Raw genomic sequence first — 17,676 nt, forward strand, 5'->3', positions numbered from 1 at the left:
GTGATGAGGGGTGAATATGAGTAACGTCATAAAATACTTATTATTGGGGGCATTAGTTTGCTTAGCCCTGGTTTGCTATTCTGTTGGCAGTGCAACAGGTGCCGTGGCGTTTATTACTATGGGCGTACTGCTTGAAATCGCATTTTGGCTTGGCATTATTAAGTCTACGCGTGCTCGCAGACAATCATGATAATGGCAACATGCGGCAACAAAAAACGCATGTTATTCAAGCTTTAGCGCATTAAAAACTGTATTGCGCACGAAACGAAAATGCATTGTCATAACCTTCTGCCACACTTTCGTCTCGACGTTTTGCTCGTATAAAGTTAGCTTTAAACATTAAATCTTGATTGACTAAATAGTTTACCCCAACGACAAATGTTTGAGCCTTACGGTTTTCCTGTTCTAATTCAAACTGACTCATCCGCCAGGTAAGTTCCCAGCCATGTTCGGCTTTAATGGTGGCTAATTTTCCATTTTTATAATGACGATTTTTCCCCGACAGTGGGTAAGTCATTTGGTAATATCCGCCTTGACAATAGTAGGTTCCACGAGTGGGGTCGTGGATATCGGTTTTAATCCATTCAGCCATAGAGACAAAACCTAGGTACTGACACATTAACTCAACACTGGCTAATGACATATCTTCAGCGTCCAAGCGAGTGCCTTATAGTCATGAGTCACTTGAATATACTTCTAAAGGCTCGTTAATTCTAAATTCATCGCCACCGAGTTGTTGCTCACTTAACGCCGAACAGAGATGGAAAAAGTTATTGTCATCATCAACTAATGCCCAGGTGAGTCTGCCTGTCACTCAGGGGTTATTAATGGCAGGGGCTAAATAGTTATTAATTTACGGGCGTAATTGCTTCAATTTGCTTAATGGCTTGCGTGATATACTCAAGTAAGTCACTGGCAAGCACCGAATATTCGCTTAAAGCTTGTGCGGCTAAATCACCGCTTAAACCATGCAAATATACCCCAAGACAAGCTGCATTTAATGGGCTAAGGCCTTGAGCACAAAATCCGCCAATAATGCCAGTTAACACATCGCCGCTGCCCGCTTTCGCGAGGGCATTATTACCCGTGGGATTAATAAAGGCGTATTCACCGTCGCTTATCACGCTATTATGACCTTTTAATACCACGATAGCGTGTAACTGTTTTGCGGCTAATGTCGCGTAATGAGTGCGATCGGCTTGAATGACTTCAACGTCAATATTAAGTAAGCGTGCTAACTCTTTAGGATGCGGAGTAATAATACTGTTTTTAGGCAACCTAAACGATGTTTGTGGTTTTCGTTGTGAATGGTGTAATAAATGGCTGATAAAATTGAGCGCATCAGCGTCAAATACCATACTTTGGGGGCGATTTTGCAGTTCGCTGAGCAAGGCAAAGAAAAACCCATGATTGCCCTCAGCAATTGCCATTGCGCTTAACTGTGCTGTAGAGGCGTTAAACTCATCTTTACTTTGGCCAATACTGAGACCACTGCCGACCGTGATAACCGAGGCTTTCTCTAATAAATCATGTAACTGTACTACGGCTTTTTCATCAATAGATTCAGTATCAATTGATTGTAATTCGATAGACACAGAATCAGTCATTTGCGGACTGAGTTCGGCGTAAATAACGGGACGAGTCGGTAATGGCCGCATGACAATGTTGGGCGTTAATGCGCTTACGCTCTGACAAACACCAGGGCTGCTGGCCAGTGTCACGTAACCTGCGCCTGCTCTTAGTGCTGATAGACTCGATAAATACGCAGCGCCGCGGTAGTGCATTGAACCTGCAATATTCAGCACATGGCCAAAGGTCGCTTTATGGCTATTATTAGGGCGCTCAGGTAACAGTGACGTGATGTATTCTTTGGCGAGAGTTTGCATATTAGCACCCCTAAAATTAACATCTGATAGTAACCATAACATAAGTGTGGTTAATTTTTGTGCGCTAACGCATAAAATGACAACAAGGTAAGTTGTTGTCATTTATGCATATTAATCTTTATCTAGGGTTAAGCGTATCGCGTTGGTACACCGACTTACCTACAACTAAAGTTTCAAAGATGTTACGGTCATCACCAAGCATAATAAGCGCAAACAGTTTGTCTTCAATGCCACTTGAATAGCTAAAGCGCAGCTGTTGTAAATCGGTAGCGGCCCAGTCTAACACCACAAAATCGACTTCTTTACCGGGCATAAAGTTACCGACTTTGTCGTCGATGCTTAATGATGTTGCTCCGCCTATGGTGGTCATGTACAGCCATTATATTGCGACGTGCTAATATGAAGCTTATTTCGACATTAACGTAACGCGGATTAACCGACATTGAAATGGAGTGTTCATGAAAAAAATAAACTGGGGCATTGTGAGTGCAGGGCGAATAGCTGCGTTATTTTGTCAGGATCTGGTTTTCTCACCACAAAGCCATTTATATGCCGTTGCCGCTCGTCAGCAAGCGGATGCCGATACGTTTGCAAAACAATATGGGGCCGATAAATCATACCAGGGTTACCAAGCGTTATTTGACGATCCTAATGTTGATATTGTGTATATCGCCACCCCACATAACTTTCACTTTAAACAAGCTTATGATGCCTTAATGGCGGGTAAGCATGTATTGTGCGAAAAACCAATGACAGTGTCAGTTGAAGAGTGCCAACAGTTGTGCCAATTGGCACAACAAAAGGGGTTACTGTTAATGGAAGCCTTATGGACCTATTTTTTACCGGCAATGAAGCAAGCCAAGCAGTGGCTCGATGACGGTAAAATCGGCCAGCTTAAACATGTCAAAGTCGACTTTGGTTATCCCATTCCTTTCAGCCCAAATGGCCGTGAATATAATCCACAATTGGCTGGTGGTTGTTTACTTGATATGGGCATTTACCCGTTAGCTATTGCTGACTACTTTTTAGCCGCCGATATCGATGATTTATATGTGCAAGCCCAGCTATGTGAAACGGGTGTTGAAGATGATGTGATTATTATCGGTAAAAGTGAACATGTTGCGGTAAGTCTCGCAAGTTCATTTCAATGTCGATTAAGTAATAATGCCTATTTAATTGGCGATAAAGGCTACATCGTTATTCCAGATGCATTTAGAGCATCAGAGTGTCATTTATATCATCTCGATGATTTAGTTGACTCATATGCCGATAATCGCCATTCGTTGGGTTATCACTTTGAAGCCGATGAAGCCTGTCGATTAGTCGCTTTAGGGGTAGCCCAAAGCGATATCGTGTCGCATCAAGATAGCGTGTTGTTTCAGTCGCAACTGGCACGCGTCAAAGCGCTAATTTAAGATGATTACAAGCAAAACGGCTGCCGCACATTGTTTATGTATTGCCCGTTGTGAACTGATTAATGCGTTTATTGTTGCTGTATTGCATGATAACTAATGCCAGCGTGACTAGGCTGGCTAATAACATGCTGCTATAAAAACTCGTCGCGACTCCACCAGGAATAAACTCAACAAAAGAGGTAATAAACTGCCCGCCAAACACTGCCATGGTAAAATAGGATAAATTTTTACCTCTAACATTGGCTGCACTTTTCTCTACTGTCATATGGTTAAGTAAAGGAATGCTAAAACCAAAGCCAACTCCCGCAAATACTGCTCCCACCAATAACAATGGCATGCCATCGGCATTGGCAAAAACAATATGGGCTAGGGCATAAGCTGCAAATGCAACCGCGAGTAAATACGTTGTGCTCATGTATTTGACCACTTTTGGCATAAAATGCGCTGCAACAACGGCAACCAATGAGATAAATGCTAATACATTGCCTACAACTGCCTCGTTAAAGCCTTGTTGTGCCATGCTATTTGGCAATTGAACAATGGCGGTAAAAAATACCACCATTGCCAATGTGGCAAATAGATACACTTGCTTAAGTGACAAGCCTTGTTGAGCCTGCGGGGCATTGCCTTGTGTTTCATCGCTGAGAGAGGGGGATTTTCGTGGCACAAATAGCAACAGCATCAGTAAAAATAACCAAGCAACTAAGTATAGACTTAACGGATAAGCCCAATATAAGCTGGCCAGTTTGCCGCCCAAAAACAAAAATAAAACCCCGCCAAGTTCAATCGCCATGCCTTGCTTGGCAATCATGCTCAGGCGTTCATTACCTACATACCACTGCGAGATCAATACCGTACTGCTTGCCATCACCACGGCCGTAATGCCGCCTAATAAAATACGGTTAGACAATACAAACCAGGGGCCTTGTAGCCAATATACGGCAAAGCCTAAGGCGCCATACAGTATCAAACCGATGATAAGTGAGCGATAAGCGCCAAATTTATCAATTGATTTACCTGCGAGTGGGGCAAATATTACCGCGCCTAATGCCGGAAATGTCACCAACCATACCGCATATTCATTGATGCCCAAGGCATTGGATATACTGATTAATCCGGGCGCAACAAGGGCGCCAACCATAATGGTGAGGCTAGCGATACACAGCAGCGTATAACTGCCCAATTTAGATAAATGAGACATGGGTATTACCTGTGAAATAGTCGAACAATGGTCCATTCAATCAATGGTTAGATAGAAACGACCTTGCGAATGAATGTCTTGTGCTAGGTCGTTTGATTAAGACTGGGCGTTAAGATAATGCTTTTAGTGCGTTGATAATGTCGTCTGGCTCTGAGCGGGTACGGTAATCAACATCGACAAAACGCCAAGCAATCTTACCCTCATGGTCAATGACAAATGTTGCCGGAATGGGCAATATACTGCTGTTACCATTATTGATAGTTTCTAAATCGAGTTTGCGATCCACGCGCATATGCTCACTCAGAAACGCTGGGACTTGCCACGCAACGCCAAATTGCGCCGCAACTTTTGCGTCTTGATCTGACAACACCTCAAAATCCATATTGCTGATTTCATCTTGGGTCATTGACCCGTCAGGGATTTGAGGGCTAATAGCAACAAGCTGGGCACCGAGGGCATTAATATCACTCAAGCGTGCTTGCAATGCGCGCAGTTGTAAATTGCAATAAGGGCACCAACTGCCTCGATAAAATGTCACTACAACCGGGCCTTTTTGCAATAAATTGGCCAGTGAAACGGCTTGGCCATTTGCATTGGGAAGTGAAAACGTAGGTGCGTTTTGCCCCAGTTTTAAGGCGTCGCTACCTTGTTGAAACGATTTTGACTGGGCAATTATCTCGTCAACCTTTTGCATAAAGGCAGGGTTCTTTTGTCTTCCTTCTGCGACTTTTGCTTCTGTTTGCTGTTGTAAGCTTTGCATCGTATTTTCCTCTTAACGCTTGTAATCTTATTGGTTGTAGAATAATCACAAATAAGCCATAACAAAAATGTTATTATTTGATGGAATCTATAGTAAAAACGCATAGGGGTGTGGTGTGGATATTAAATTGCTTAATAGCTTTATCAGCGTGGCAGCACATCAAAGTTTTTCTGGCGCGGCGCGCGAGCTCAATACTGTGCAACCCGCCATTAGCCGGCATATTGCGATGCTGGAAGATGAACTTGGAGTATTGTTGTTTATTCGTAACTCGCGTGAAGTGATGATAACGACAGCAGGCGAGCAGTTACTGCATGATGCCAAACAGATTATTGCCTTGGCAGAAAAAGCAAAAAGCCAGGTAAAGCGAGCAGAGCAAGGGCAGGTGGGTGAATTAAACATTGCCTATTTAAGTTCTGCCTGCTTAAGTTTTATGGCGGATCTTATTCGCAGTTACTCGCAGTTATACCCAGATGTGCATGTCAGCTTATTTGAGATGACCGCGACAGAACAAATAGAAGCATTTAAACAAAATAGTATTGATGTGGGTTTTTCTCGGCCATTACCTGCAGGTATTCAAGATGAGTTTAGCAGTAAAGATATCTATATCGACAAGCTTGTGGCCGTTGTGGGAGCACATCATCCTTTAGCACGATACACTCAAATCGCATTGAGCCAGTTACAGCAACAAAAATTAATTGTATTCCATCGAGATGAAGCCGTCGGCTTGTTTGATGACACTATTATGTTGTGTAAACAAGCAGGGTTTTCAGCCAATATCGTGAGTCAGCCTCGGCATATGCAAACCTTATTAACCGAGGTGGCCGCAGGCTTAGGCGTCGCCATCGCGCCGTATTGTATTAGTAAATTATACAGCCAAGGTTGCCATTTTTTAACGCTTACTGATGCGCACAAATCCATTGCGACGCAGTTGCATGTCAAGTCAACCAATCACAGCGCCACGGTCGATGCCTTTGTGGCGCTAGTCATCGCTAATCAACCAAGCATTGCAAAAAGTATGGCCTAATAAAAACTGGGGTGATGTTGCTGTATGCTACTTATGCCCTAAAATAGCCTTATTGCCGATGGTTATCGGCATACTATCACGGCAATAATTACACGAATAAGCCAGAGGAAGGCATTGATTATGGACAAGGTTTTACCCCAAATTAGACGTTATTCTGAGCTTGATTGGTTACGGGTGATATTAATTTTCGCTGTTTTTTTGCATCATGTCTTTATGCCATTCAATGGTGATGGCTGGCATGTTATGAATAATGAGTCCAGCACAGTGCTTGACGATATTATGGTTTATTTTGAACAGCTTAGGCTGCAAGCGTTATTTTTTATTGCAGGGGCAGGTAGTTTATTATTACTGCAAAAAATGTCTGCAAAGTCATTTATGATCAGTAAATTTCATCGGTTATTTATACCATTATTGGTGGGGATGATATTGATTGTACCGCCGCAAAACTATTTCGAAAATATCGCCGATTATGAGTCATTGTTATCGGCTTATAGCCAACTTATGTGGTCGTTTGATAACAATCATTTATGGTTTATCGAATTTCTGCTGATATTTATGTTACTGGCTATACCGTTTAAATGCTTTTTAGATGGCGCAACGGGGACTGTGTGGCTTAAATGGCTTGAACGCCTGAGTCAGTCGCCTTATGGATTATTATCGTTAGGGCTGGTGTTGGTCATAGTGAGAGGGTTGGCAAAATACTTAATGCCTGATGACAGCCATCATATTGAAAACCTATCATTGAGTTTATTTTATCTGTTTTTCTTTTTAGCAGGCATGAGCTTTATATACAGCGGACAGGTTTGGCAAACATTAGCTTTGCATCGTCGCACCTACTTAATCAGTCTACTCATTAGCACGTTACTCTTTTATGCATATTATTATTCGCCAGACTTAAGCCCGTATTTGTCATTAACGGCTCGGTGGCAAATTTGGTGGTGGGTGTGCACCATGGTGTCATGGTCGGGTTTATTAACCATGGTAGGGTTTGCCAGTGCGTACATTAACAGAACACCAACCTGGCTACAGCAAACCAATGAACTCATTTACCCATTTTATATTTTGCATCAAACTGTCATTGTGATGTTGGCGTTTTATATCGTGCAGTGGCAGGCGGGAATAATGATTAAATCGCTCAGTTTACTTGTTAGCGCCTTTATTATTTGTGTAGCACTGTGTTATTGGGTCATAAAACCTTTTAACCTGATGCGCTATTTATTTGGCCTAAAAAAACTTAACCCTCGTGGGCCAGAAACTCAATAATTTGTTCCATATTGAGATTGTAATCGTCAGCTCGAACGCACTTGACAATTAAATCGTCGGTGACAGTCGCCAGGTCAATTTTCTGGCCAACTTCAAAGTGATCCGGCTTTAAATGATAAAAGGGTTTGACTAATGGGCGGATAGGATCTTTAGTGTTGTGACCTTGTACAATGGCCAATCTGTTGGATTCTAACTGCACCACTGCGCCGACAGGGTAAACCCCCATACAGCGGATAAATTCGTCGACTAAATCTTTGTCGAGTTCATTTTTGTCTGCCAAGGCTCGCAATATGCTAAAGGCTTTAACCTGAGCATAACCTTCTTTATAGCAACGGTGTGATGTCAGCGCATCGAAAATGTCGCAAATACTGATCATTCTGCCATATATGGTAATTTTTTCAGCAGGGACGCCAAAAGGATAGCCTTCACCGTTGAGTTTTTCATGATGTAAGCTAGCGACTTCTAGACTTAATGGACTGATCCCCGGTGTGCTTTTCATGATCTCAATCGAATAACTGGCATGAGTCTTCATAATATGGAACTCATCTTCAGTCAGTCTATCGGGTTTATTTAAAATCCGGTCAGGGATCATGATTTTACCCACATCATGCAAAAATGCGCCAACCGCTAATTGATTAACAATGTCCTTGTCGATTTTTTTATACACCGCAAACATGGTCATCAATACTGATACTGATACCGAATGCTCCAATAAATATTCGTCTTTATTGCGGATGTTAATCACGCACGACAGGGCGTTGGGGTTGTTAAAAATCAGGTCGGTTGATTCAGTGGTAATTTTTTGTACCGGATCCATGTCTAATGGCAAACCATGTTGCGCATTATGAAACAGCTTTTTTTGAATATCTTTTGATTCGTTAAATACCTGGCGCGCTCTAACGATTTCTTGATTAAAGAAATTAGGTTTGGTTATTGGGCGTGCGGGTGATACTTGTTGAGGTTGCTTAACCGTTGGTCGGCTGACTTCTGGCTGAGTTTGTTCGTCAATGATTACAGCTTTACTCGTATCAATTAATAATTTAGTAACCGATTTACGTTTTAATGCCTCAATAACACGTTCACTTTTAAGCACGCCTGGCTTAGTCAGTGTAAATGTATCTTTAGGCTCGGTGATCTCGACCACATACATCCCAACTTGTACGTCAGTAATGTCATGTTCAATCAGCATAGATCGGTTCCTTGAGGCTATTAATCAACATCAAATATATCAATGACTTTGTCTCTATATGTGTACGCTATGTTACAAGATAACTCATTTGATAAAGTAATATAAGCGAAATTTTACGAGGTTACGTGAGCTTTTAAACAAAACTCAAAAAGCATGATTTAGTGATGTAGGACAGTAGTATTGAGCAACATTTTTTGAGTTTATGCTGATTTATGCAAGAGATCCATCAGCTTTGAATAATTGTAATTTGATTGTGTGTTTTTTGTTCATAAAATCCAATTAGTATTATTAATACAGTTGTTTAATGATACTAAGGTCTCTTAATATTCAGGTGCTTTTGAATTAATATATTCCTAATCGCTTAAGAAAATGAATAAGCATCAAGTGTTAGCAATTCATACTCAACGTCGTGGTGTATTTTGTTAGCTTGAGTATTGAGCAATTGGCTGACTCGTCATACATTTGTAAAAAAGTGGCGCCAATCAATATCGCGATTATGGCTTCACTAGATTATCTTGTTGCACGTGGCCTACCTAAAGCCCCGACTGAATTACAGCATCATCACTATATGAAGTATGTATTTTCTGATGATGCAATGCTATTTTTAGGGTTTGACAACATGCATCATGCTGTTGATTTTAATGACAATTTAATTGCCAATAATGGTTGGTTGCTGGTCAATACGGATATTAGGCGGCGGTATTGTCATTCAACCAACGTTTATTGCAGGTAAAGCGTTAGCCGAAGGTAAATTAGTCCGTATTTTACAAGGTTATTAACCTAAGCCTGTCTGTTTGTATATGATGTATGCAAATCGGCAATATTTAGTGCCTAAAGTGGCCTGTTTTATTGAGTTTGTTAGCCAATATTACTCAACGCCGCCATCCTGGGACCAAGTGTAAAATCGGCGTTAACAGCTTTTATTTTTAAGGAATTTATTATGTCTTTGACTAATCAGCTTGGGTTATTTGTTGATGTTGTACAACAGGGATCGTTTGCCAAGGCGGCATTGTTGCACGACATGGATAATTCGGCATTGTCGAAACAAATTAAAAAACTCGAGTCGACACTCGGTGTGCAGCTGCTTAATCGCTCTACACGTTCATTTGCGTTAACCTCAGCGGGAGAAGAAATTCTCACCCAAGCGCATATTTTACAAAATACCTTAGATGATATTCAAAACATTGCTGACTCGTACCAGTCTGAACCTAAAGGGATTATTCGAATAACCTCGTCCATCTTTTTTGGTCAACATTATTTGCAGCCGGTGATTAGTCAGTTTATGAAACGTTATCCTCATGTCAAAGTGACGCTGTCTTTAGATGACCGTAAAGCCGATATTATTTCAGATCATTTTGATGTGGCTTTTAGGATGGGACACTTAGCGGAGTCGAATTTAATTGCCAAAAAAATCGCCAAAACTCACTTTGCAATAGTGGCCTCCAAAGATTTTATTGAGCGTTATGGTATGCCAACCACGCCAGAACAGCTGATAACCCTGCCAGCGGTTATTTATAGCAATGGTGAATCGTCCATAGATGTGATGCGATTAAGTATGCAACCTCATGGTGAGCAGTTTAAAAACTATAAGATGCAAGGTAATTTAAAAGTCAGTGATGTCAGTTCGATGATTGCCGCGGTGGCAGATGGTTTGGGCTATACCTTGATTGATTTATTTAACTTAGAAAAGCCGATTGCGGAATTCAATTTAATGCCGTTGTTAACTGACTATAGTTTGTCGACAATGGATACCGGCATTTATGCTGTGTATCCACATCGTAAACAAACGTTATTGGTCAGTGAGTTTATAAAGGCGGTGCAAAACTATATTGGCACGCCACCTTTTTGGTTATCGCACATACCTGATTATCAGCAGCTTTACAAAGGTTCAAGTAATGGATAAATATTACAATTACTGCGCTAAACCGTCGACAATATATTGATTAATATTATCAGTAGCGGCTAAACGAATAGCTTTAGCGGGGGCGTATTCAGGGTCGTCTAACCACACCTTTGCCGCTTGAGAATTTGGAAATTGGATGATCACTTTTATTTGGCCTTGTTGACCGATAATATCAATTCCAGAGTCGCTTGCAGCAAGAATGGTACCACCATGTTTGGCAACAGTACTTGCTGTAATTGCATTTGAACCTGGATTGTATTTTGCGTACAAGTTCTGATCTACAACATCATAATTAATGATAAAAAATGCACTCATTAAAGATCTCCTATTATTCGGTTATTTCACTGACAAAATTCATATATTGTTGCATATCACCTACAACGGCTTGTTCCATTATTGCCCCAGTAATTTTGGCGTAAGGTTGATTGAAATGAATATCCCATACATCAGACTCTTTACGCCAATGCTCATAAACTACTAAGGTGTTGTCATCATCTTGAACGGTGTAAAGGTCAAATAATAAATTACCATTTTCTTGACGAGTGTGCTGAATATGGTCTTCAAACTGTGTCATGAGAGGTTGGCGAAATTCAGAATGAATTGGGAAAATAAAGAAAATTGAAAATATATCATCTTCAGGATTGGCTGGTGTCATCGCAACCGGGTAAGGCTTGGTGTCGTTTACTTTATACACTTGTGGGGCAGTGTCTAATGTGTCACCTAATAACGTAATAAAATCTTGGGTATAAGGTTGGTTTTTATGAAACTCAAATGCGGTCGCATCTTGCCAACGTTCATAAGCAAAGAAAATATTCGGGTTGGTGTTATCAACAAAAATAGCCATATCAGTATTACCCTTTTCTTTACGGGTGCCATTCTTGTTGGTGATTAATGCATCTTTAAAGCGCTGTTGATATTGTGGCTTTACGGTAAATTTAATTATTTGCGTTAACATGCAATGCTCCAAATTTATAATATAGTTGCTGAATCTAGTGTTGATATCGATAAGCACTTTAGAGATCGTAACGATGATAAAGAGTGCTTCAAAGGAGTCAGACTCCGATTATTTTTTCAGATAAACCCGTTCGTCATCATTAAAAACCCGCTAAAACAATTTTACCTTTAGCTTGCTGGGTCTCTAGACGTTGGTGGGCTCGACGTAAATTGTCGGCATTAATCACACCATAATGTTCGCCAACCGTGGTTTTGATTTGGCCGTTATCGATTAATGTCGCAACATCGTTTAGCAGTTGATATTGTGCTTGCATGTCATCGGTCTTAAACAAAGAGCGAGTGAACATGAGCTCCCAGTGTATAGAAATGCTCTTCATTTTAAATGGCACTACGTTTAAGGTTTCTGGGTCATCAATTAACGCAAATTGACCTTGAGGCTTAAGCACTTTTTCAATTTCTTCAATGTGCTCAGAGGTGTTATTTAAACTCACCACATAGTTGACTAATGGCAACTGTTTTTCGACAAACTGTTCACTCAATTTATAACGATGATTAATAATATGATCAGCGCCTAAGTCTTGTAACCATGACACGGTTTCTGGGCGTGATGCCGTGGCAATAATGTTCAGCTTGGTCAGCTTTTTAAGTAGCTGAACCATAATAGAGCCAACGCCACCGGCAGCACCAATCACTAAAATATTTTTGTTGGCATTGTCTTTATCCACGTTAAGGCGGTCAAACAATAACTCCCATGCGGTAATAGCAGTCAATGGCAAAGCAGCGGCTTCGTCAAAAGACAATGTTTTCGGCATATGGCCCACAATGCGCTCATCCACTAACTGAAATTCTGCATTGCTGCCTGCACGGCTAATATCGCCGGCATACCACACTTTGTCACCAGGCTTGAATAAACTCACATTGTCACCAACAGACTTAACAATACCAGTTGCGTCAAAGCCTAATATTTTCCATTCACCTTCTGGTGCTGGCATACCTTGGCGAATTTTAAAGTCGGCAGGGTTTACGGATATTGCTTTCACCTCAACTAAAATGTCGTGACCTGTTGCTACAGGAGTGTCTAATTGAATATCTTGAAGCGATAATGGATCGTTAACCGGTAAGTTTTGTTGATATGCAATGGCTTTCATAATGGACTCTCTTACTGATGAAAAAATTAAAGGCAACAGGTTGTGCTTATCGCCGTTGATGGCACCATTATCCAAATTTAGCGGGGGACAAACAGAGTCATTAGAACCAATGATTATGGATTTAAATGTCCATAATAAATACCGGTTTATGTTTATTGTCAGTGTTAATGATTGTTTTCGAGAATGGATAAAGCGTAAAATAACCCAACTAAACGTCGTTTAATTGAAATGTTGAGTGTTGTATGGCCATTCCTAATATTGGTTTTAATCACCATAAAACTAATCAGGCAGAACTTGAGATCATTGAACTGTCTAATTTGTATACTCGCTCTATGATAGGACATGATCCTCAAGTCCCGCATCGCGTGTCATTTTTTATGCTGGTTTATATTGAACTTGGTGAGGGCGAACATATGGTCGATTTTAACCATTATCGCTTTGGGCCGGGTTCATTGATTTTTGTGCAGCGCGAACAAGTGCATAGCTTTGATTTTTCGGGGCAACCTCAAGGTAAGGTAATACTGTTTACCCAGGCTTTCTTAGATAAAGTGCATGCCAATATGCGCTTACCTAACTACACGCCTACACATTTAAATCAGCAGCATAACCCTATATTGCAGTTAGACAGCACTCACCATGCACGCAGTCATATTTTAATTGATCAAATTCAAACTGAAATAAACACACCGGCCTCAGAACCGCTTATTGTCATGTATTTATTTTCGGCTTTAGCCTTGTTATTGCATCGTTTACGTCCGGCATTAAGCCACGACAATTTATCGGCTGAACAAAGTAGCAAGTTGGCACGTTTTTTCAGTTTAATGCAGCAGCATGTACAACAAGTGCGCGATGCTAATTGGTATGCAGGCAAAATCCATACAACCTATAAAACCCTCAATCAAATCTGCAAACTGGCTACAGGCTTAACCGCCAAACAGATGATAGATGCCTACACCATTGTTGAAATAAAGCGTCGCCTTGTGGTGAGCAAAAACACGACTCAACAATTAGCCAATGATTTTGGCTTTGAAGACAGCAGTAACTTTGTTAAATACTTTAAAAATCAAACCGAACTGACCCCAAGCCAATTTATAAAACACCATTTGTCTTAAAAGGTTCGACTTTGACCATTTTAAGGCTCATTTACACTCTACTGACAAACTGGTGAGCCTTATAAACTGTCCTCATTGAAACCAGAGGACTTATCCATGAATACCATTACTAACAAAATCATCGCAGTTAACAGCATTTCAGCAGCGCGTAAATCTATTATCAGTGCACTTGTTACGAGTGTACTATTGGGTGGAGCTTTAGTGTCTGGCAACAGCGTTGCCGCAACCGAAAAATCACAAGCTGAAATAAGCTATAAGCAACAAGTGGTAGAGTTAGTCAGCAGTATTGAAACGGGCGACCCAGCGCCGATTGGTTATATCAACCCTAGCAAATACATTCAGCATAACTTAGGGGTTGCTGATGGCTTAGCTGGGTTTGGTGCGGTAATACAGCAGTTACCTAAAGGCAGCGCAAAAGCTCAGGTTAAGCGTGCATTCCAAGACGGTAACTTTGTGGTTACGCACACCGAATATAACTTTTTTGGCCCAAAAGCAGGCTTTGATATTTTCCGCTTTGAAGACGGTAAAATTGTTGAACATTGGGATAACCTACAAACCATCGCCGCTGCAAATCCAAGTGGTCATAGCCAGTTTGACGGTGCAACAGCAGTGACGGATTTGGACAAAACCGAGCAAAATAAAACCTTAGTGGCCGATTTTGTAAACACCATTTTGATCAAAGGTGATATGGCCAAAATAGGTCAATTTATTGGTAGCGAAGATACCGATTATATTCAGCATAACCCGAATATTGGCGACGGCTTAAGTGGCCTAGGCAAAGCCTTAGGCGAGCTCACTAAAATGGACATGCCAATGGTAGTAAAAAACAACCATAAAATACTTGGCGAAGGTAACTTTGTGTTGTCGATTAGCGAAGGCACATTCATGCAGCAACATGTGGCATTTTATGATTTGTTCCGTGTTGAAAATAACATGATTGTGGAACATTGGGACACCATTGAAACCATTCCGGCTCAAACGGACTGGAAAAACAGTAACGGTAAATTTGGTTTTTAATCGCCAATGAGTTGTGTACTGCATTTTATAAAACACAGACCGTTTTTAGCTGCCTGTGTTTTTTTATGCGCATTGTTTATGGCGTCAATAATTGCCTTAACGAATGCCTAAATTGCTTAAACATTGGCTCCAGGCTATAGCGATGATGCTGAATCACATCAACATTGGCATGCCAGCCCATATCGTTAAACTCGCTGGGCAATAATACCAGTTGGCCATTGTTAACATATTCATTGGCAATATGATTGGGCAGTAAACACCAACCATTGCCCTGTAATGTCAGTTCAAGTAACACATAATAGTTGTCTGCGTACCAAATGTCTGGGCTTAAGGCGAGTTGAAAGTCACTCGATTTGTTATTACGCGAGCGCATTAGCAATTGCCTATGCAGCTTAAGGTTGGCCAGATTATTGACTTGTTGTTGAGCTAGCGGGTGAGCGCTCGCAACATAAATATCAAACTTAATCGAACCAATGGATTCATAATCAATGTGAGAAGGCAGTGACAACTCACTAAAAATAATTCCTGTTACGGCTCTATCTGTGTCAATCAAGTCGACAATATCAATACTCGATGCGGTAAAAAATTCCAGTGTGGTATTGGGAAAGTCGATTTCTAGTTGATTAACCATACTGGAGAGTTTATGAAAGGGAATGCCTTCATCTAAACCAATGGTGAGCTCAGAAATAAACGGTTTATCAAGATGTTGGGCGCAAGAACGTAAGCGTTGATGTTGCGCTAATAACACTTGCGCATGAGATAAAAGCTTTTCACCTGCCTGTGTTAATAGCGGGTAACGGCCGCTGCGGTCAAATAACGCAGCATTGCAGTCTATTTCAAGGTTGATGACATGTTGGCTCACCACAGATTGCGCTTTATTAAGTGAACGCGCCGCCGCTGAAAACGAGCCAGTTTTTGCTGTCGCTTCAAACGCCTCAAGTTGATCAATGCTATACATATCGCTTTTCCAGATAGTATCTAACTATTAAGTATCCTTATATTGGATGAGAATAGCTCAAACGTCATCAATAATGGAGTTCAGTATGCAAACAAAAGAGAGAATATTTCACGCAGTGTCTTTTGAAGTATTGGCTGCAGCCATCATTGTCCCTGTGAGTGCAGTATTAATGGAGAAGAGCACTACAGATATGTTGGTGGTCAGTATTGGTTTGTCACTTCTTGCTGTTATGTGGAACTATGTCTACAACATCTGGTTCGACAAATTATTTGGCAGTGACAGAGTGACGCGTAATTTATCAACTCGTATCGTTCATGCTACGGGTTTTGAAGGCGGCTTGTTAGTGGTAACCCTGCCATTGGTATCCTGGTATTTAAGTTTAAACCTTATCGATACCTTGATGCTGGAAGGTGGCGTGTTATTGTTTTTCTTTATTTATACCGGTGTGTTTAATTGGGCCTACGATATTTATCAACCTTACCAGCGCTGGTTTGGTAAAACCTTAGGCATTAACTAAACGCATCGTAGTTAGGTCGTTATCGACGACAAATAATGGATAGTTTTATATGAGAGTCATGGTTACTGTGGCATCATCAAGGGGTTATTCATTTCTGTAGGGTGCCAAGCGTAATGCATTATCGTCTAAGTGTATTGTTACTTTCTATGTTCGTCTTGATGTTCCCAATTCACTTTGCGCGCGCTAACACTTTAGCGCCGTTTACCAGCGACGGTTGCAGTGTATTTCCTGATGGCACCTTTGAACAGGGTGAATTATGGCTTGGTTGCTGTCAAAAACACGACTTTGATTACTGGAAAGGCGGCACGTTTGATGAGCGACTGGCTTCAGATAAAGCGTTGCGAGTATGTGTTGCTAAAGTCGGCCAGCCACAAATTGCCTTATTGATGTTAGCTGGGGTGAGGGTGGGCGGTACACCGTACTTGCCTACTCAATTTAGGTGGGGCTATGGCTGGCCTTATCCAAGAGATTATGGCGCATTAACTGCCGATGAACTCAAACAAGTCGAGTTATTATCGACAAACACATTAATCCGCACGATCTCACAAAAATAGATTAAAAATTGTAAATTTAACCGTTTTTTTGATTTTTAGATGATCTATTATCGACACAGTGAAGTATAAATAAGCAGATTTAGACAATATTGCGCTAAAGGCGACAGAGATCACTATTTCGCTTGCAGTATGCGTTGTATTGTCTTGTTGATTAATTCATCAAAATAAGGAGTTAACATGACAGAGATCGATATTGGTATCAAAAAAGATGACCGTCTTAAAATCGCAGAAGGCCTAAAAAGTTTATTGGCCGATTCATACACACTTTATTTGCAAACTCATAACTTCCATTGGAACGTTACCGGTGTACAGTTCCGCGAATTACACCTGATGTTTGAAGAGCATTACACTGAGCTTGCGACCGCAGTAGATGATATTGCCGAACGCATTCGTACTCTAGATGTTGCTGCGCCTGGGACTTATAAAGAGTTTGCTCGTTTGAGTTCAATTAAAGAGGTTGAAGGTGTACCTTCTTCTGGAGAGATGGTTGAGTTACTGATAAAAGGCCATGAGCAAGTGGTAAGAACGTCACGCGAAGTACTTAAGTTAGCCCAAGCTGCTGATGATGAGTCAACTGCATCACTTGTGTCTGATCGTATGGTTATCCATGAAAAAACCGCATGGATGTTACGCGCAACCCGCAAGTAACTTAACCTCAATTCAGATTAATAATATTAAAATGAATACAGAACCGTTGGCTTACCGCCAACGGTTTTTATTTGCCGCTAGAAAAAGTTAATCAAACCCGTTAATGTAGGTTTTTTATTTTATGATG

Annotated in this window: 22 protein-coding genes; 11 read left to right on the forward strand and 11 right to left on the reverse strand. The window is 41.0% G+C overall.

Features of this window, described 5'->3' with window-relative positions; genetic code table 11:
• The first annotated feature begins 16 nt into the window (after positions 1 to 16).
• Positions 17 to 190 carry a hypothetical protein gene (locus IEY42_RS04025; protein WP_188924057.1) on the forward strand — a complete coding sequence of 58 codons (174 nt, stop codon included), beginning with the start codon at positions 17 to 19 and terminating at the stop codon, positions 188 to 190.
• Positions 191 to 241: 51 nt separating this feature from the next.
• Here the strand turns inward: IEY42_RS04025 and IEY42_RS04030 are convergent, their stop codons facing one another.
• The 4 genes from IEY42_RS04030 to IEY42_RS04045 all read right to left on the reverse strand — a co-directional run bounded on the left by IEY42_RS04030 (position 242) and on the right by IEY42_RS04045 (position 2,256).
• A complete protein-coding gene (locus IEY42_RS04030) occupies positions 242 to 658 on the reverse strand; it encodes a porin (RefSeq protein WP_188924058.1) in 417 nt (138 codons plus the stop codon).
• Positions 659 to 673: 15 nt separating this feature from the next.
• Complete coding sequence (locus IEY42_RS04035; protein WP_188924059.1) at positions 674 to 814, reverse strand: hypothetical protein; 141 nt, start codon at positions 812 to 814, stop codon at positions 674 to 676.
• 34 nt (positions 815 to 848) lie between these two features.
• A complete protein-coding gene (locus IEY42_RS04040; RefSeq protein WP_188924060.1) occupies positions 849 to 1,886 on the reverse strand; it encodes an NAD(P)H-hydrate dehydratase in 1,038 nt (345 codons plus the stop codon).
• Positions 1,887 to 2,004: 118 nt separating this feature from the next.
• Positions 2,005 to 2,256: an amidohydrolase family protein gene (locus IEY42_RS04045; protein WP_188924061.1), complete on the reverse strand. Its 252-nt coding sequence runs from the start codon at positions 2,254 to 2,256 to the stop codon at positions 2,005 to 2,007.
• An 88-nt stretch (positions 2,257 to 2,344) separates the two neighbouring features.
• On the opposite strand from IEY42_RS04045, the gene IEY42_RS04050 reads away from it, so the two are divergent.
• Positions 2,345 to 3,301 (forward strand): Gfo/Idh/MocA family protein, encoded by a 957-nt coding sequence (locus IEY42_RS04050; RefSeq protein ID WP_188924062.1) that lies wholly within the window; start codon positions 2,345 to 2,347, stop codon positions 3,299 to 3,301.
• Positions 3,302 to 3,335: 34 nt separating this feature from the next.
• Here the strand turns inward: IEY42_RS04050 and IEY42_RS04055 are convergent, their stop codons facing one another.
• A complete protein-coding gene (locus IEY42_RS04055; protein ID WP_188924063.1) occupies positions 3,336 to 4,502 on the reverse strand; it encodes an MFS transporter in 1,167 nt (388 codons plus the stop codon).
• A 109-nt stretch (positions 4,503 to 4,611) separates the two neighbouring features.
• The gene (locus IEY42_RS04060) at positions 4,612 to 5,262 is read right to left on the reverse strand and encodes a peroxiredoxin-like family protein (protein ID WP_188924064.1); all 651 of its coding nucleotides are present in this window, start codon (positions 5,260 to 5,262) and stop codon (positions 4,612 to 4,614) included.
• Positions 5,263 to 5,377: 115 nt separating this feature from the next.
• Here IEY42_RS04060 and IEY42_RS04065 point away from each other — a divergent pair, with 115 nt between their 5' ends.
• The gene (locus tag IEY42_RS04065) at positions 5,378 to 6,286 is read left to right on the forward strand and encodes a LysR family transcriptional regulator (RefSeq protein WP_188924065.1); all 909 of its coding nucleotides are present in this window, start codon (positions 5,378 to 5,380) and stop codon (positions 6,284 to 6,286) included.
• Positions 6,287 to 6,406: 120 nt separating this feature from the next.
• Complete coding sequence (locus tag IEY42_RS04070; RefSeq protein WP_188924066.1) at positions 6,407 to 7,549, forward strand: acyltransferase family protein; 1,143 nt, start codon at positions 6,407 to 6,409, stop codon at positions 7,547 to 7,549.
• Here IEY42_RS04070 and IEY42_RS04075 read toward each other — a convergent pair.
• Complete coding sequence (locus IEY42_RS04075; protein ID WP_188924067.1) at positions 7,521 to 8,738, reverse strand: cyclic di-GMP phosphodiesterase; 1,218 nt, start codon at positions 8,736 to 8,738, stop codon at positions 7,521 to 7,523. The two genes, IEY42_RS04070 and IEY42_RS04075, sit on opposite strands and share 29 nt — an antisense overlap.
• A gap of 427 nt (positions 8,739 to 9,165) precedes the next feature.
• Between IEY42_RS04075 and IEY42_RS04080 the strand changes: the two genes are divergently transcribed.
• A complete protein-coding gene (locus tag IEY42_RS04080; protein ID WP_188924068.1) occupies positions 9,166 to 9,471 on the forward strand; it encodes a type 2 periplasmic-binding domain-containing protein in 306 nt (101 codons plus the stop codon).
• A 207-nt stretch (positions 9,472 to 9,678) separates the two neighbouring features.
• Complete coding sequence (locus tag IEY42_RS04085; RefSeq protein WP_188924069.1) at positions 9,679 to 10,641, forward strand: LysR family transcriptional regulator; 963 nt, start codon at positions 9,679 to 9,681, stop codon at positions 10,639 to 10,641.
• Between the two features lie 9 nt (positions 10,642 to 10,650).
• Here the strand turns inward: IEY42_RS04085 and IEY42_RS04090 are convergent, their stop codons facing one another.
• The 3 genes from IEY42_RS04090 to IEY42_RS04100 all read right to left on the reverse strand — a co-directional run bounded on the left by IEY42_RS04090 (position 10,651) and on the right by IEY42_RS04100 (position 12,743).
• Complete coding sequence (locus tag IEY42_RS04090) at positions 10,651 to 10,956, reverse strand: DUF1330 domain-containing protein (RefSeq protein ID WP_188924070.1); 306 nt, start codon at positions 10,954 to 10,956, stop codon at positions 10,651 to 10,653.
• A gap of 13 nt (positions 10,957 to 10,969) precedes the next feature.
• A complete protein-coding gene (locus tag IEY42_RS04095; protein ID WP_188924071.1) occupies positions 10,970 to 11,596 on the reverse strand; it encodes a putative quinol monooxygenase in 627 nt (208 codons plus the stop codon).
• Positions 11,597 to 11,735: 139 nt separating this feature from the next.
• A complete protein-coding gene (locus tag IEY42_RS04100) occupies positions 11,736 to 12,743 on the reverse strand; it encodes a zinc-binding alcohol dehydrogenase family protein (protein WP_188924072.1) in 1,008 nt (335 codons plus the stop codon).
• A 242-nt stretch (positions 12,744 to 12,985) separates the two neighbouring features.
• On the opposite strand from IEY42_RS04100, the gene IEY42_RS04105 reads away from it, so the two are divergent.
• Together IEY42_RS04105 and IEY42_RS04110 are read left to right on the forward strand one after the other, a co-directional pair.
• Positions 12,986 to 13,855 (forward strand): AraC family transcriptional regulator, encoded by an 870-nt coding sequence (locus IEY42_RS04105; protein ID WP_188924073.1) that lies wholly within the window; start codon positions 12,986 to 12,988, stop codon positions 13,853 to 13,855.
• Between the two features lie 96 nt (positions 13,856 to 13,951).
• Positions 13,952 to 14,872, forward strand: a complete 921-nt coding sequence (locus IEY42_RS04110; protein ID WP_188924074.1) for a nuclear transport factor 2 family protein — start codon at positions 13,952 to 13,954, stop codon at positions 14,870 to 14,872.
• 76 nt (positions 14,873 to 14,948) lie between these two features.
• Here IEY42_RS04110 and IEY42_RS04115 read toward each other — a convergent pair whose 3' ends face one another.
• The gene (locus IEY42_RS04115; RefSeq protein ID WP_188924075.1) at positions 14,949 to 15,830 is read right to left on the reverse strand and encodes a LysR family transcriptional regulator; all 882 of its coding nucleotides are present in this window, start codon (positions 15,828 to 15,830) and stop codon (positions 14,949 to 14,951) included.
• A gap of 85 nt (positions 15,831 to 15,915) precedes the next feature.
• Here IEY42_RS04115 and IEY42_RS04120 point away from each other — a divergent pair, with 85 nt between their 5' ends.
• From IEY42_RS04120 to IEY42_RS04130, 3 genes are all read left to right on the forward strand, one after another.
• Entirely contained in the window at positions 15,916 to 16,347 is a 432-nt protein-coding gene (locus tag IEY42_RS04120) for a PACE efflux transporter (protein WP_188924076.1), read from the forward strand.
• 146 nt (positions 16,348 to 16,493) lie between these two features.
• Positions 16,494 to 16,901 (forward strand): phospholipase A2 family protein, encoded by a 408-nt coding sequence (locus IEY42_RS04125; protein WP_188924128.1) that lies wholly within the window; start codon positions 16,494 to 16,496, stop codon positions 16,899 to 16,901.
• A gap of 177 nt (positions 16,902 to 17,078) precedes the next feature.
• The gene (locus IEY42_RS04130; RefSeq protein ID WP_188924077.1) at positions 17,079 to 17,549 is read left to right on the forward strand and encodes a Dps family protein; all 471 of its coding nucleotides are present in this window, start codon (positions 17,079 to 17,081) and stop codon (positions 17,547 to 17,549) included.
• Positions 17,550 to 17,676 lie beyond the last annotated feature (127 nt).

This window comes from Shewanella algicola (assembly GCF_014648035.1).
Taxonomy (GTDB): domain Bacteria; phylum Pseudomonadota; class Gammaproteobacteria; order Enterobacterales; family Shewanellaceae; genus Shewanella; species Shewanella algicola.

Excerpts from the sequence above, each read along its gene's own strand:
- IEY42_RS04025 (WP_188924057.1), top strand. The coding sequence starts at position 17 with ATGAGTAACGTCATAAAATACTTATTATTGGGGGCATTAGTTTGCTTA.
- IEY42_RS04040 (WP_188924060.1), bottom strand. The coding sequence starts at position 1,886 with ATGCAAACTCTCGCCAAAGAATACATCACGTCACTGTTACCTGAGCGC.
- IEY42_RS04045 (WP_188924061.1), bottom strand. The coding sequence starts at position 2,256 with ATGACCACCATAGGCGGAGCAACATCATTAAGCATCGACGACAAAGTC.
- IEY42_RS04050 (WP_188924062.1), top strand. The coding sequence starts at position 2,345 with ATGAAAAAAATAAACTGGGGCATTGTGAGTGCAGGGCGAATAGCTGCG.
- IEY42_RS04055 (WP_188924063.1), bottom strand. The coding sequence starts at position 4,502 with ATGTCTCATTTATCTAAATTGGGCAGTTATACGCTGCTGTGTATCGCT.
- IEY42_RS04060 (WP_188924064.1), bottom strand. The coding sequence starts at position 5,262 with ATGCAAAGCTTACAACAGCAAACAGAAGCAAAAGTCGCAGAAGGAAGA.
- IEY42_RS04070 (WP_188924066.1), top strand. The coding sequence starts at position 6,407 with ATGGACAAGGTTTTACCCCAAATTAGACGTTATTCTGAGCTTGATTGG.
- IEY42_RS04075 (WP_188924067.1), bottom strand. The coding sequence starts at position 8,738 with ATGCTGATTGAACATGACATTACTGACGTACAAGTTGGGATGTATGTG.
- IEY42_RS04085 (WP_188924069.1), top strand. The coding sequence starts at position 9,679 with ATGTCTTTGACTAATCAGCTTGGGTTATTTGTTGATGTTGTACAACAG.
- IEY42_RS04090 (WP_188924070.1), bottom strand. The coding sequence starts at position 10,956 with ATGAGTGCATTTTTTATCATTAATTATGATGTTGTAGATCAGAACTTG.
- IEY42_RS04095 (WP_188924071.1), bottom strand. The coding sequence starts at position 11,596 with ATGTTAACGCAAATAATTAAATTTACCGTAAAGCCACAATATCAACAG.
- IEY42_RS04100 (WP_188924072.1), bottom strand. The coding sequence starts at position 12,743 with ATGAAAGCCATTGCATATCAACAAAACTTACCGGTTAACGATCCATTA.
- IEY42_RS04105 (WP_188924073.1), top strand. The coding sequence starts at position 12,986 with ATGGCCATTCCTAATATTGGTTTTAATCACCATAAAACTAATCAGGCA.
- IEY42_RS04110 (WP_188924074.1), top strand. The coding sequence starts at position 13,952 with ATGAATACCATTACTAACAAAATCATCGCAGTTAACAGCATTTCAGCA.
- IEY42_RS04115 (WP_188924075.1), bottom strand. The coding sequence starts at position 15,830 with ATGTATAGCATTGATCAACTTGAGGCGTTTGAAGCGACAGCAAAAACT.
- IEY42_RS04120 (WP_188924076.1), top strand. The coding sequence starts at position 15,916 with ATGCAAACAAAAGAGAGAATATTTCACGCAGTGTCTTTTGAAGTATTG.
- IEY42_RS04125 (WP_188924128.1), top strand. The coding sequence starts at position 16,494 with ATGTTCGTCTTGATGTTCCCAATTCACTTTGCGCGCGCTAACACTTTA.
- IEY42_RS04130 (WP_188924077.1), top strand. The coding sequence starts at position 17,079 with ATGACAGAGATCGATATTGGTATCAAAAAAGATGACCGTCTTAAAATC.